Source organism: Halanaerobium sp. DL-01, from assembly GCF_003338615.1.
GTDB lineage: Bacteria > Bacillota > Halanaerobiia > Halanaerobiales > Halanaerobiaceae > QPJE01.
The window spans coordinates 18,759-32,108 of record NZ_QPJN01000018.1 but is presented as its reverse complement, the minus strand read 5'-3'; the positions used below and the strand labels follow the sequence as shown (position 1 = coordinate 32,108).

Genomic DNA, 13,350 nt, shown 5'->3' with positions numbered 1-13,350 from the left:
TTATTAATTACCTCTCTTTCTGCCTATATTTAGTCTGACATTATTTTGGGTGCTCTAAACTGACCATCTTTTTGATCAGGTGCATTTGCAAGTGATCTTTCTCGTGGAAGTGATTTTTCCACCTTATCCTCACGCAGAACATTTTTCATTGGTACTGTATAAGCTGTCGGCACAACACCATCTGTATTCAGTTCATTCAGCTTATCTACATAATTTAATATTTCACCAATCTGTTCTGTGTATTTTTCTTTTTCTTCTTTATTAAGTTTAAGCTTTGCTAAAGCAGCTGCGTGTTCCACATCTTTTCTTTTAATCATTAAATTTCCTCCTCACATATATAATTCATTTAATTTTTAGTATAAAATATCAGTTTCTTATCCTATCTTAGTGTTTTTAATCGGACATTTCTTCAATCATATTTTTAAATTCATCTTCATCTAATACTTTAACTCCAAGTTCTTTTGCTTTATCATACTTAGAACCTGGATTTTTGCCAGCAACAAGATAATCAGTTTTACTGCTGACTGAAGAAGAAGCTCTACCTCCAGCTTTTTCTACTATATCTTCTACTTCTGAGCGAGTAAAAGCGTCCAGTGTACCTGTAAAAACAAATTTTAAACCTTCCAGATAAGAATCCTTATTATTATTATTTTCTTTTTTTAACCTTACTCCTGCCTGTTTAAGTCTTGTTATCAGATCTTTATTATGTCTTTCCGAAAAAAATGAAACTATACTCTTGGCAATAACAGGACCAATCTCATCAATCCTGACAAGTTCTTCCTCTCCAGCATCTGCCAGCTGGTCAATTGAATCATAATTTTTATCCAGCACACGAGCTGCACCAAGACCTACGTGTCTTATTCCCAGTGCAAAAAGCACCCTAAAAAATTCTCGTTCCCGGCTTTTTTCTATTGAATCTATCACATTTTGCGCTGATTTCTCGCCCATCCTCTCCAGTGGAATAAGGTGTTCTTTTTTGAGAAAATATAAATCAGCATAATCTTCAATAAGATTATTTTCCAACAGCTGGTCAACCAGTACTGGCCCGATTCCTTCAATATCCATAGCATCTCTGGAAACAAAATGAAGTATACTTTCTTTTCTCTGGGCCGGACAGGTAATATTAGTACATCTTGTAACTGCTTCACCTTCTTCTCGGATAACCTTACTGCCACAAACAGGACATGAATCAGGCATTTTAAATTCTTTTTCACTGCCGTCTCTTTTTTCTTCAATAACTTTTACCACTTCCGGTATAATATCACCAGCTTTATGCACTAAAACATGATCTCCAATTTTTATATTTTTTCTTTTGATTTCATCTTCATTATGAAGTGTAGCCCTGCTGACAGTGGAACCTGCCAGCTGTACCGGTTCCAGAACAGCTGTAGGTGTAAGTGCTCCTGTTCTTCCAACTGAAATTTCTATATCTTTAATAACTGTGGTCTTTTGCTGAGCTGGAAACTTATATGCTGCTGCCCAGCGTGGACTTTTAGCTGTTGAGCCAAGTTTTTCCCTCTGAGATAAATTATTTATTTTGACTACAAGTCCATCTATCTCAAAATCAAGCTCTTCTCTTTTATCCTCCCACTTTTTACATATAGCAATTACTTTATCAATATTTTCTGCTTTCTGATACCAGTTTACTCTAAACCCAATTTTTTTTAGATATTCCAGACTTTCAGTATGTGTTTTAAATTCTTTTTCGGAATGATCAATTAAGTCATATATTAAAATAGATAAATTTCTTTCTGCTGCAATTCGTGGATCCAGCTGTCTTATACTTCCAGCTGCTGCATTGCGGGGATTGGCAAAAAGAGGTTCGCCATTTTTTAGCCTTTTTTCATTGATCTTCTCAAATTCTGTTTTGCTTAAAAATACTTCTCCTCTAATTTCAATATGGGCCCTATCGTTTATTTTTAATGGCAGAGACCTAATTGTACGGAAATTTTCTGTTACATCTTCACCAACAACTCCATTACCTCTTGTTGCTCCAAGAACAAAACTGCCGTCTTCATAGGTTAATATTGCCGATAAACCATCAATTTTGTGTTCAACAACATATGAAAAATTATCTTTAATTGTCTTTCTTACACGAGAATCAAAATCACGCAGTTCTCCCTCATTAAACGTATTAGCAAGGCTCAGCATCTGTCTTGAATGTTCAACTTTTTTAAATTCACCTACCGGCTCTCCACCCACTCTCTGTGTGGGAGAATCTTCAGTAATAAGTTCAGGAAATTTTTCCTCCAATTTAATAAGGTCACTCATAAGCTGATCAAACTCAGCATCAGAAATTGACGGATCATCCAGAACATAATATCTATACTCATGATCTCTTATTTTCTCTCTTAAAGCATTTATTTTTTTTTCAGCTTCTTCTCTGCTTAATTCCTGCATATAATCACCTACCTATACTTTCTGAATTGGAGCATATTCTGCGAGAAGAGTCCTTATTCCACCATTATGAAAACTTATTTTTAATTCTGTCCCTTTATTCTCTTTGATAGAAATGACAATACCAATTCCCCAGCGTGGATGTACAATTTTCTGGCCTATTACATATTCTGCAGGAGGATTTTTAGCGGTATAGTTTTCTTTTTTATCTTCTATATCTGTTTTTTGATCTTCTCCTGTTTTTAATAGTTCAGAAGGTATTTCTGCAAGGAATTGAGATGGTGGATTCATTTCTCTTTCTCCAAAGCGAAGCCGCAATTTTGCTCTGCTCAGATAAAGTTTGTCTTCAGCTCTTGTCATACCAACATAACATAATCTCCGTTCTTCTTCCAGACCATCACGTTCATAAAGTGAATTGGAATGAGGGAAAATACCATCTTCCATACCAACTAAAAAGACAACAGGAAATTCCAGACCTTTAGCAGAATGTATGGTCATCAATGTTAATGTACTTTTCTCATCTTCCATAGAATCCACATCTGACATAAGTGTCACTTCTTCCAGAAAACCACCCAGATTATTATCAGAACTCTGCTTCATGTATTCATCAATTACTGAAAATAGTTCTTCTATATTTTCCAGACGCGATTCTGCATCTGCAGTATTTTCTTCCTGCAAATTTTTTCTGTATCCACTTCTATCAAGCACTTTATCCACCAGCATTGAAAGTGCCATCTTATCCTGTTTTTTACGGAGTTCTTCCATTAATTCAAAAAAAGTTTTTATCCTTTTTAAGTACACTCCTGTAAGTGCTGTTATATTATCTGCCTGTAGTCCTGCTTCGTAAAGGCTAATATTTTCTTTTTCTGCATAATCACGCAGCTTAGAAACTGTTCCTTCACCAATTCCCCTTCTGGGCCTGTTGATAATCCTGAGCAGATTAATATTATCAGAAGGATTATATATAACTCTCAAATAAGCCATTAAATCTTTTATTTCCATTCTTTCATAAAAGCGAACTCCTCCAACTATCTGATAGGGAATTCCATATTTCATAAGCATATCTTCAAATGGTCTGGACTGAGAATTTGTCCTGTAAAGCACTGCTATATCATTGTAATTATAACTGCCTTCTTTTTTTAATTCTTCTACCTTTTTGCAGATAAAATCTGCTTCATCTTTTTCGTTTTCTGCTTCATAAAGTTCCAGTTTTGACCCCTCACCTCTGTCTGTCCACAGATTTTTCTCTTTTCGAGAAAGATTGTTTTTTATTACAGATTGAGCGGCCTTTAATATGTTTTCTTTGGAGCGGTAATTTTGCTCTAATTTTATTACCTCTGCCTCAGGATAATCAACTTCAAAATTTAAAATATTTCTTATATCTGCACCTCTAAAACCATAAATACCCTGATCCGGATCTCCAACAACACATATATTTTTATATTTATCTGATAGGAGTTTTACCAGTTCATATTGAGCTGTATTAACATCTTGATACTCATCAACAAGAATATATTTAAACCTCTGCTGATAATATTCCAGAACTGCCGGATAATTTTCGAATAATTTTACTGTAAGCATAATTAAATCATCAAAGTCTACTGCATTATTATTTTTTAATCTTTTTTGATATTCTTTATAAATATCTGCTGAAAGTTTAGCAAAAAAACTATCAGCAGTTAAAAGTGCTTTTTCCGGACTTTTTAATTCATTTTTGGAACCGCTTATATTATTTAAAACCGCTGCTGGTTTTGTCTTCTTTGTATCTAAATTTTTATCTTTTATTATCTCTTTTAAAAGCTTTTTTTGATCAAGTGTATCAAAAATAACAAAGTTGTTTTTATAACCCAGTTTTTCCGCTTCTCTGCGCAGTATTTGCACACAAAAGGAATGAAATGTACTGACAAGAAGTCTTTTATTTTTCTGACCCACAATTTTTTTAACTCTTTCTTTCATCTCATCTGCAGCTTTATTTGTAAAAGTTACTGCAAGAATATTTTCTGCAGGTACCCTGTATTTATCAATCAAATAGGCAATTCTATGTGTCAGAACTCGTGTTTTTCCACTACCTGCACCTGCAAGAATAAGTAGAGGACCATCTTTATATTTAACTGCTCTTTTTTGTTCTTTATTTAAACCAGCAAGTATATCATTATCTTCCATATAACCACTCCTTAAATTCTGAATTAACATCTATATTATATAATAACTCATTGACAAACACTTTCGCAAAGTTTTTTTGAAAAAAAACAAGATGACTCCTGCAGCTGCAGTCTCCTGCACCAAATGTGGGCACAACTATTCTGCCATTATTATTAATCATTAAATCAGTTAAAAAACACTCCCCCTTTTTAGGCAGCTCAAAAGCAAAATCATCTATCAGTTCTGCTTCTCCCAGCAGATAATCAATATGCCAGTGATATTTCTTCTCCTCAGAATAATGTCTTCTAACTCTAGCCGGTAAGTTTCTCTGTGCTGATCCAGCATAAAAATAATATCCTTGTGGAAATTCACATTCTCCTAAGGCTCCAATTTTGATGATCTTATTTTGAGATAAATATATTTTGAGAAGATAAACACCTTTTTTAATTTCTTTCTGCATATATATTCCTTTCTACAGTGTAAATAATTAAAATATTTCCTGATAAATACCCATATTTTTTCTAAAAATTGCTCCAACATTTATTATTCTTGATAAAGTGGTGAGAATCCTTTATTTATAAGCAAAAAGAAAAATGCCTAAAAACGGCATTTTGTTAAAGTTGTATTATATTTATTTTAATTTCAGATTTGATCTTTCAGCAAAATTTTCTATTAACTTTCTGGCAGCTTTTGGATTTATCATACTTCCAGGGCCACCTATACATCTATCTTTACAGGCCATTCCTTCAAGAAAGTCAAAATTACTTTTTCCTGCCTTTAAATTAGTCAATTTTTTTATACATTTTGCCAGGCCTTCAGCATTATCAGCTTTTATTTTTCCTTCAGATAATTCTTCTATTACACCTTTCAAACCCCCAGAATAAGCAAATTGTCTGCCGAATTTTGAAGCATCTCTAATTTCTCTTCTTTCAATGACTTTTTCAAGATTAATCTCAAATCCAGTAATAAGAGCTATGAGTTCTTCAAATGTAAGCACATAATCTACCACTTCACTATCTGCTGCCTCCTCTTTTTTAGCAGTACAGGGTCCAATAAATACAGTATTTATGTCTGAATTATATCTCTTTAATTTTTCTGCAGTTGTTAACATTGGTGAATCAGTATGTGAGAGATTATCTTTTAGATCAGGAAAGTCATTTACTATCATCTTCTTAAAAGCAGGACAGCAGGAACTAAGCAATATTCTATCATTTTCTAAACTCTCTATAGCTTCTCTGCTTTCTTCTAATGCAACTCTATCTGCTCCTTCTGCAACCTCAATAACTTCATCAAAGCCTATTTCTAATAAAACATATTTTACTGTTTCAGGGCTTACTTTAAATCCAAATTGTCCTACAAAAGAAGGTGCAATTAAAGCAGCAGTTTTTTCATCTTTTTTTAATATTTTATCGGTAACCTGCACAATACTTGACTTATCAGCGATTGCTCCAAATGGACATGCTACTATACATCTTCCACAGACTACACATTTTTCTTTATTAATTCTCGCCTGTCTTTTAGCATCAGATTTTATGGCATCTACCTCACAGACTCTGACACATGGTCTGCTGTTTTCTAATATTGCTCCATAAGGGCATTCTCTTGCACATTTTCCACATTCCAGACATTTGTTCTGATCAATAAATGCTTTGTTCTGGATAATTACAATTGCATCTGCTGGACAGGAGTTAAGACATTTATGAGCCACACAGTTTCTACAGGCATCAGTTACTATATATTTATCAATGGGACAGCTGTCACATGCCTGTTCAATAACTTCAACAATATTATTTATATTATCAGCCTTATAGAGATCTGAAGCTAACTCATGTAACTCTATATTTTTATTATTTAAAGTACTATATCCAAGAGCCATTTTTATTCTCTCTGAAAAAATCGCCCTCTCTTTAAATTCACAGCATCTGTATCTTGGTGTGTCGTCTCTGATCATTTTTTTGGGAAGATAATCTATTTCTTCTACCAAATTTTCTTTTATCATCATTTTGACCAATTCTACATATAGCTTTCTTTTTAATTTAACTACATCAGAGATGGTATTATTGGACACTTCTATCACTCCTATTGTGTTTTTTTTCTTATAATCTTACTCAATCTCTCAGGGGTAACATCAAAATATAATTTATCATCAAATTTTATTACAGGTCCTTTTTCACATTTATCCTCTAAACAGTGGGATGTCCTCAACTCAATCTTATCTTTTATTCTACTTTCAAGATTATTGTAGTATTCTATTAACTCTGAGGCTCCCATCAGATAACAGGGTGTTCCTATGCATATTTCCAGTATTTTTTTAGTCAATTAAAGACCTCCTCAAAATTTATTTGCAGTTATTATATATTATAAATATGTTGAATTGAGTTTGTGGTTTTAATACCATTCAATATAAATCTCTTTTTTTAGCTTTTTTAAATGGGTTGCTATCAAACTTATTATCTGGCTTCTTATTCCAAGCTCAAGTGGCAGGTTAAGACTCTGATGTGATTCATTGACTGCTCTGCCAACAAGAAATGTTATTTTATCACTTTCTAATAAGAGTTTTAATAATTTTGAAGCACCATCTTCCTTTTTAATAATTATCTGTCCAGGTTTATAAGTTTCTAATTTATCAAGTACTTTATTTAATGTCAAAAGACCTTCTGTTAATAAATCAATACCTTCCATCTCACTAATCGGCGGTACACTTTTATCTTCATATTTTAGGCTTGTTTTCAATTCTCTATCAAGCTCTCTAGCTGCAATATGAGCTGTTGTTCCTCCACTAATAACTTTTTTGCCATCTGATTTAATCAATTTTTTTACAATACGGCTGTCGTCCTGCTTTTTTAGAGGTGGGCCTGACCAGAGAGTAAGTTTTCTTTTTTCTCTATATCTCATACCTATTATTGTAAAATCATCTCCTGGCTTATCTTCATAAAAAGCCATAAAAATCTTTACCAGCTTTTCAATAATTTCTTTTAGATCAAAATCATTATAATTGATTACTCTAGTAATTTGTTCTGCTGTTCCATCCCACCCTAAACCAAAACTTAAAAGACCACCTAAACCGGCATGTATTACTCCATCACTAACTAAAAACAACTTATCATTTTTGTGAAAGTGAAAACTACTTTCTCTAATATTTTTTCCTTCCAGCACATATTCTTTATAATTTAATTTTTCTATTTTTCCATTTCTATACAAAAAAGCTGCTGGGGTATCTATTTCTACCAGTTTAGCATCTTTATTATGGTCAATTACCATAAAAGCCAGAGTAGCATATGCAATACCTCTAACTTCACAGACAGGCAGAGCAGCTAAAATTGTTGAAAGTATTTCTTTAAGTGGAAGCTCTTTTTCTAGCAAACCAGATGCAATTTTTGAAGTTAGAGTTGATAATATATTGGCTTTAATACCACTTCCCAACCCATCAGAAAGAACAATAATTGTCTTATCGTTTTTCTTAATTATTTCTACATTGTCTCCACATACTTCTTGACTATATTTAGGAACTGATTGATAAAACTCTTCAAATACTATATCCAAGGCTATTCACCCACCTGAAGCAGGTCTGACAGCTCTGAAAGTGCTGCTTTTGTTTCCACAGTTGTTTCTCCTAATAAACCTGCTATTTCCTGTACTATCTGCATCTGTTTATTTATTACAATATTTGTTTTTTCTACAGCAAGTTTTTTCATTTCCTGTACTTCTTCTCTCTGTTTTTCCTGTTCTGTTATATCTGTCAGTATACCTATTACAACTTTGTGTTCTGGAAGAGGAAATATTGTTTGATCAACTACAGTACTTCCGTCGAAATATGAATATTTATGATGTGAAATTATCTGCTGATTTAACCAGGCTTTTTTGAATATAGAACTATCTATTATTTTACCCAGCTTTAAATTTTTTATTTTTCTATTATTTTTATTAAACAATTTATTTGCTACCGGATTAAATTCCTGAATTTCCATTTTCTCATTGACAACTATTATAGCATTGTGCGAGGATTCCACTATGATTTGAGAGAGTGATTCTGCTCTTGATTTCATATATGGTATACACATTTTCTTTTCTGCAAATCCATAATAAACTGCTGCTGCCTTTTCTCTACAGGTAGAATAACCACAGCCTCCGCAGTTTTTTTCATCTTCTTTAGAATATTTACCTATTGAAACAAGTATTTCTCTTATTGCTTGTTCGGGTGGTTCTTCACGAATTTTTTTCTTATCTTTATGAATACGGTTTAAATCAATCTTTTCTCTAACAGCAGTTTTGCTTTTCTCCGGATCATAACTTTGGGATTTTTGCAGATAATTGTTAACTAATATTTCCTTTACCGGTATACTGAGGTCATTTTCTATTGCTGGTCCGGAGATACATCCTCCATCACAGGCCAGCAGCTCTACAATATCTGTATTTAATTTCTCTTTTTTTATATCCTCAAGCACTTCAACAATATTATCTATTCCACTTATGTAAACTGAAGTTATTTTATTATCAATTCCATCAGCACTTAAGCCAGCTGCCTTTACCGCTCCACCTGAAAGTGGATAATCAGCAATTTGTGGGCCAGCCACCAGATCTGGTTCAGATTCCTCAAAGTCTTCCGGGAAAATACCATTTTCCTCAAATAAAACTCTCAGCTGTTTAAAATTAATAACAATATCAGGTCTTAATAATCTATCTTCAACCCGATTCATTTCCTCTATTTTCGATAGGCACGGTCCGATAAAAATTACTCTTGCCTTTTTATACTTTCTTTTTAATTCTCTGACCTGCAGCATCATTGGTGATAAAACCGGGGCCAGCTGTGGAATTAATTCTGGATAATGTTTTTCAATCAAATTAACAACAGTAGGACAGCAGGAAGTAATTAAAGATTTGTTCATATTATGAGCATGATAATTAAACATTGCAGCAACCCTTTTTGCAGCTTCAGCTGTCTCTGCAATATACTCAAAACCAAGTTTCTTTAGAGCTGTAATAATCTGACCACTTTTATATTCAGGAAAAGCAGCTGCAAATGACGGGGCAAGTGAGGCAATAATAAAACTGTCAGACTGAAGAAAAGACTCCACTTTCTTTTTTTCAAATAATGCCTCCTTTGCCCCCTGGGGACAGGTTTTAATACAATTACCACAGTATATACATTTATCTTCTATAATCCAGACCTGATTATCTTTAAAACCAATTGCACCAACACCGCATTCCCTGAGGCATTTATGACAGTCTTTACAGCTTGCTGGATGAACTATTAGAGGTTCTACCATCATAAACACTCACTTATTTTTTCTCTAAATATTTTCTCAGCATTTTCCGGGCCAACATCTGGAATGATTTTACCATCAATAACTACATTAACCCCATTTGTACAATTTCCCTGACAAAAACTTGCACTGAGCTCCACTTTGTTATCTAAACCTAATTTTTTATGTAAATTTTTAAAAATATCAACAACTTCTGCAGCTCCTTTTAAGTGACAGCTGCTTCCTACACAAATAGAAACGTTTTTCATTATCATCACCTCTATTTTTTCTATTTTTGTGAATATCTTCACAAATAATTTTAACGCAAAATCATCTCTCTGTCAAGATGGTTTGAGGGTGATTTTTATTATAAATTTACCCTTAGAGATATTTTAACCTATCAACAAAAATGCTATAATATATTTACATAGAGTTGAAAACTACAGACATGAATTTACTGAAAAGATAAACTTAATTGAAAGAGGGAGGTAATATCTATTAATAATAATTTTAAAGTCTCAAATGAAGATAAAATGTATAACCTTAACCAGCTTAAAGAAAAGGCTGTGCTTGTGGGTTTAAATGAGAGTGATTTAAATGAATTGGAACAGCTTGTTTATACTGCTGGTGCTGAAACCATTTTAAAAATGTCATATCATAATAGAAAAATAGATCCTGCTTTTTACATCGGTACAGGTAAAGTACATGAAATTAAAAAAGCTGTCAGCACAGTATCAGCAAACCTGGTTGTTTTTGATAGTGAATTAACTCCTGTACAGCAGAGAAATCTTGAAGAGGAAATTGATGTTAAAGTAGTAGACAGAGCCCAGATTATACTTGATATTTTTGCCAGACATGCCCACAGCAGGGAAAGTAAAATACAGGTCGAGCTGGCTCAACTGGAGTACAGACTACCCCGTCTAAGGGGAAGAGGTATAGAAATGTCAAGGCTGGCAGGTGGAATTGGCACTCGAGGCCCTGGAGAGACAAAACTGGAAGTAGATAGAAGGCGTATTGAAAAACGAATTTATCGATTAAAAGAGAATTTAAAGAAAATAAAAGGAACACGCAGTCTGCAGAGGTCAAATAGAACTGATCCCCTTATTTCTCTAGTTGGATATACAAATGCAGGCAAGTCAACACTCATGAACCTTTTAACTAATGCGAAAACCTTTGTGGCAGACCAGCTTTTTGCAACACTTGAGTCTACAATGAGAAAAATAACTTTACCTGTGGGCAGACAAATAATTTTAAATGATACTGTTGGTTTTATAGATAAACTTCCACATCAACTTGTGGCTTCCTTTAGAGCCACCCTGGAAGAAATTAAAGAGGCGGATATTTTAATACATGTAATCGATGCATCTCATGAAGATATGGAACGGCATATTAGAGTCGTGCAGGAGGAGCTGCGTAATTTGCAGGTTGTTGATAATACTGAAATAATTAAAGTATTTAACAAAATAGATTTAATTTCTAAAGATCGTCTGAAAAATCTCGAATTAATCTATCCAGATGCAGTTTTTATTTCCGCCCATACTTCGCAGAGAAAAGATGATCTGCTTAATTTATTAAATAGCATAATAAAAGAACAGATGATTGAACTGGAAATTGACCTTCCTTATTCTGCTGCTGACTGGATAGAAAAAATATACAATAGTGGGCAGGTTAAGACAGAAAAATATGAACAGGAATATATCCACTTAAAAGCACTTCTTCCATCTCCACTTGCAGCTAGATTAAATAAATACAGCAGCAGGAATTAATTATCCTCTGCTGTATTTTTAAGCAACTCTTCTATTTCTTCTCTGGAAAAACTATATACACTGTTGCAGAAATGACATTTTACCTCAACCTTACCCTGTTCTGCAAGTGTTTCTGTTAATTCCTCTTTTCCCAGACCAGAAACCAAATTATAGATCCTATCTCTACTGCACCTGCATTTAAATTCAACTTTTTTACTGGTCATTACTCTAAAATCAAATCCATCCAATACTTTCTCCAGCAGCTCTTCGGGCTGCATGCCTGATTCTATTAGTCTGCTGACAGAGTTAATTTGTTTTATATTTTTTTCCAATCTATCCACTGTTTCCTCTGATGCATCCGGCATAAGCTGTACTATAAATCCTCCTGCTGCCCTAACAGTTAAGTCTTTTTCGACAAGCACACCCAGTCCAACAGCTGATGGTATCTGTTCAGATGCTGTAAAATAATAACTTAAATCCTCACCTATTTCGCCAGAAACAAGTGGTACACTGCCAGTATATGGTTCTTTTAGCTTCATCTTTTTTGTTACAGAGAGCTTTCCATTCCCAACTGCTTTTGCAACATTCAGTTTTCCTTCAGGAGTTCTGTAAAATTCCAAATCAGGATTAGAAATATACCCTCTAACTTCTCCATACTGATTTGCTTCTGCAACAATATTTCCTGCAGGGCCATCCCCTTCTACTTTTATGGAAATTTCATCACCAGATTTGACCATTGAACCAACCAAAACTGCTGCTGTAATTACTCTTCCCAGAGCAGCTGTTGCCACAGGTGTCGTATTATGAAGTTTCTGTGCAGTTGAAACGGTATATGTAGATTTTACTGCCAGAGCTCTAATTTCTTTATTTGTAGTAATTGCCCTTATAAGATAATCTTCCATATATAAATTCCTCCATCTTTAAATTAAAATTAGTTATCAAACTGATAAAATTTATTTAAAATACCAAGATATTTATTTTGATGATCAGATTTTTTTAAAGTAAATATACTGTTTTAGAAGGATTGCTTGCAGCTGCTGCCAGCAGCACAGTCATTTCAATAAATATAATTATCAGTATTTTTTTATCAATTTTCTCTTTTCAAAGAGATATTTTTGTTAGTTCAAAAATATCTTCACCCTGTTTTTCAGCTTTTAAAACAAAATCGAATTTATCAAAATCCAGTGAATAATAAAAATCTTCTTCCGGCATATCAGCCTGTGTATCATCTGCAAAAAATCTTCTGCCTGTACTTTTCTGCAGCCGATCAATCAATTCTTTTCTTTCAATTACTTTATTTCCAAGCAGCAAGTTTTTTAAATGTACAGCACAGCTAAGATCTTCTTCAGCTCTTTTTTCCCCACCGATTCCCATTGCAACTAGTGATACCTCTTCTGGTGAAATTTTTTTAATATATTGAGCCACTGAAGCTGAATTAACAAAACTACCTGTTATTATCTGTTCGGCATTTTCAGCACTGATAATTCCTTTAGTACCAGAACTTGTAGTCAGAACAATTTCTTTTTTGCTAAAATCATGCTGATCAATTAAATAAGGAGAATTGCCAAAATCAAATCCTTTAAGTTTTTTCCCACCTCTTTCTCCAACTAAAACCGGCCTATCTAATTTACTTTTTAATTTTAAAGCTGTTTCTATTTTGCTGACAGTATAAACATTTTCGGCACCATTTGCAAAAAGGTAACAGGCTGTAGTAAATGCTCTAAAAACATCTATTATTACTGCAAGCCCTTCAGCTTTTTTGGCCCCGGCAATCAGCTCATATATATTTATTTTCAATATTAACTCTCCCTAATTATTTTATT

12 protein-coding genes are annotated in these 13,350 nt (G+C 33.5%); 1 reads left to right on the top strand and 11 read right to left on the bottom strand.

From position 1 onward, the window contains the following. Window positions 1-29: 29 nt before the first annotated feature. The 9 genes from gatC to DER71_RS07445 all read right to left on the bottom strand — a co-directional run bounded on the left by gatC (window position 30) and on the right by DER71_RS07445 (window position 10,051). Window positions 30-317, bottom strand: coding sequence for an Asp-tRNA(Asn)/Glu-tRNA(Gln) amidotransferase subunit GatC (gatC, locus tag DER71_RS07485; protein ID WP_114457599.1), 288 nt, complete (start codon window positions 315-317; stop codon window positions 30-32). Window positions 318-393: 76 nt separating this feature from the next. After that, window positions 394-2,400, bottom strand: a complete 2,007-nt coding sequence (gene ligA, locus DER71_RS07480; RefSeq protein ID WP_114457600.1) for an NAD-dependent DNA ligase LigA — start codon at window positions 2,398-2,400, stop codon at window positions 394-396. 12 nt (window positions 2,401-2,412) lie between these two features. Continuing rightward, window positions 2,413-4,560, bottom strand: a complete 2,148-nt coding sequence (pcrA, locus tag DER71_RS07475; RefSeq protein ID WP_114457601.1) for a DNA helicase PcrA — start codon at window positions 4,558-4,560, stop codon at window positions 2,413-2,415. Beyond that, window positions 4,550-4,999 (bottom strand): DUF123 domain-containing protein, encoded by a 450-nt coding sequence (locus DER71_RS07470; protein ID WP_114457602.1) that lies wholly within the window; start codon window positions 4,997-4,999, stop codon window positions 4,550-4,552. The genes pcrA and DER71_RS07470 overlap by 11 nt, the downstream gene beginning before the upstream one ends. A gap of 171 nt (window positions 5,000-5,170) precedes the next feature. After that, window positions 5,171-6,607 (bottom strand): monomeric [FeFe] hydrogenase, encoded by a 1,437-nt coding sequence (locus tag DER71_RS07465; protein WP_114474491.1) that lies wholly within the window; start codon window positions 6,605-6,607, stop codon window positions 5,171-5,173. Window positions 6,608-6,618: 11 nt separating this feature from the next. Continuing rightward, a complete protein-coding gene (locus tag DER71_RS07460; RefSeq protein ID WP_114457604.1) occupies window positions 6,619-6,858 on the bottom strand; it encodes an NAD(P)H-dependent oxidoreductase subunit E in 240 nt (79 codons plus the stop codon). Window positions 6,859-6,927: 69 nt separating this feature from the next. Beyond that, complete coding sequence (locus DER71_RS07455) at window positions 6,928-8,082, bottom strand: PP2C family protein-serine/threonine phosphatase (RefSeq protein ID WP_114457605.1); 1,155 nt, start codon at window positions 8,080-8,082, stop codon at window positions 6,928-6,930. A gap of 2 nt (window positions 8,083-8,084) precedes the next feature. After that, window positions 8,085-9,806 (bottom strand): [Fe-Fe] hydrogenase large subunit C-terminal domain-containing protein, encoded by a 1,722-nt coding sequence (locus DER71_RS07450; protein ID WP_114474490.1) that lies wholly within the window; start codon window positions 9,804-9,806, stop codon window positions 8,085-8,087. After that, the gene (locus DER71_RS07445) at window positions 9,806-10,051 is read right to left on the bottom strand and encodes a (2Fe-2S) ferredoxin domain-containing protein (protein WP_114457606.1); all 246 of its coding nucleotides are present in this window, start codon (window positions 10,049-10,051) and stop codon (window positions 9,806-9,808) included. Before DER71_RS07445 ends, DER71_RS07450 begins: the two co-directional genes overlap by 1 nt. Before the next feature lie 264 nt (window positions 10,052-10,315). Here DER71_RS07445 and hflX point away from each other — a divergent pair, with 264 nt between their 5' ends. After that, window positions 10,316-11,548 (top strand): GTPase HflX, encoded by a 1,233-nt coding sequence (hflX, locus tag DER71_RS07440; protein WP_114457607.1) that lies wholly within the window; start codon window positions 10,316-10,318, stop codon window positions 11,546-11,548. Here the strand turns inward: hflX and hslO are convergent. Together hslO and DER71_RS07430 are read right to left on the bottom strand one after the other, a co-directional pair. After that, window positions 11,545-12,429: an Hsp33 family molecular chaperone HslO gene (gene hslO, locus DER71_RS07435; RefSeq protein ID WP_114457608.1), complete on the bottom strand. Its 885-nt coding sequence runs from the start codon at window positions 12,427-12,429 to the stop codon at window positions 11,545-11,547. The genes hflX and hslO overlap by 4 nt on opposite strands. A gap of 199 nt (window positions 12,430-12,628) precedes the next feature. Further along, window positions 12,629-13,324: a 2-phosphosulfolactate phosphatase gene (locus DER71_RS07430; RefSeq protein WP_114457609.1), complete on the bottom strand. Its 696-nt coding sequence runs from the start codon at window positions 13,322-13,324 to the stop codon at window positions 12,629-12,631. Window positions 13,325-13,350: the final 26 nt, after the last annotated feature.

Coding starts and splice junctions, on each gene's coding strand:
- pcrA (WP_114457601.1), bottom strand. CDS start 4,560: ATGGAAGATAATGATATACTTGCTGGTTTAAATAAAGAACAAAAAAGA.
- ligA (WP_114457600.1), bottom strand. CDS start 2,400: ATGCAGGAATTAAGCAGAGAAGAAGCTGAAAAAAAAATAAATGCTTTA.
- DER71_RS07445 (WP_114457606.1), bottom strand. CDS start 10,051: ATGAAAAACGTTTCTATTTGTGTAGGAAGCAGCTGTCACTTAAAAGGA.
- gatC (WP_114457599.1), bottom strand. CDS start 317: ATGATTAAAAGAAAAGATGTGGAACACGCAGCTGCTTTAGCAAAGCTT.
- DER71_RS07450 (WP_114474490.1), bottom strand. CDS start 9,806: ATGGTAGAACCTCTAATAGTTCATCCAGCAAGCTGTAAAGACTGTCAT.
- DER71_RS07470 (WP_114457602.1), bottom strand. CDS start 4,999: ATGCAGAAAGAAATTAAAAAAGGTGTTTATCTTCTCAAAATATATTTA.
- hflX (WP_114457607.1), top strand. CDS start 10,316: ATGTATAACCTTAACCAGCTTAAAGAAAAGGCTGTGCTTGTGGGTTTA.
- hslO (WP_114457608.1), bottom strand. CDS start 12,429: ATGGAAGATTATCTTATAAGGGCAATTACTACAAATAAAGAAATTAGA.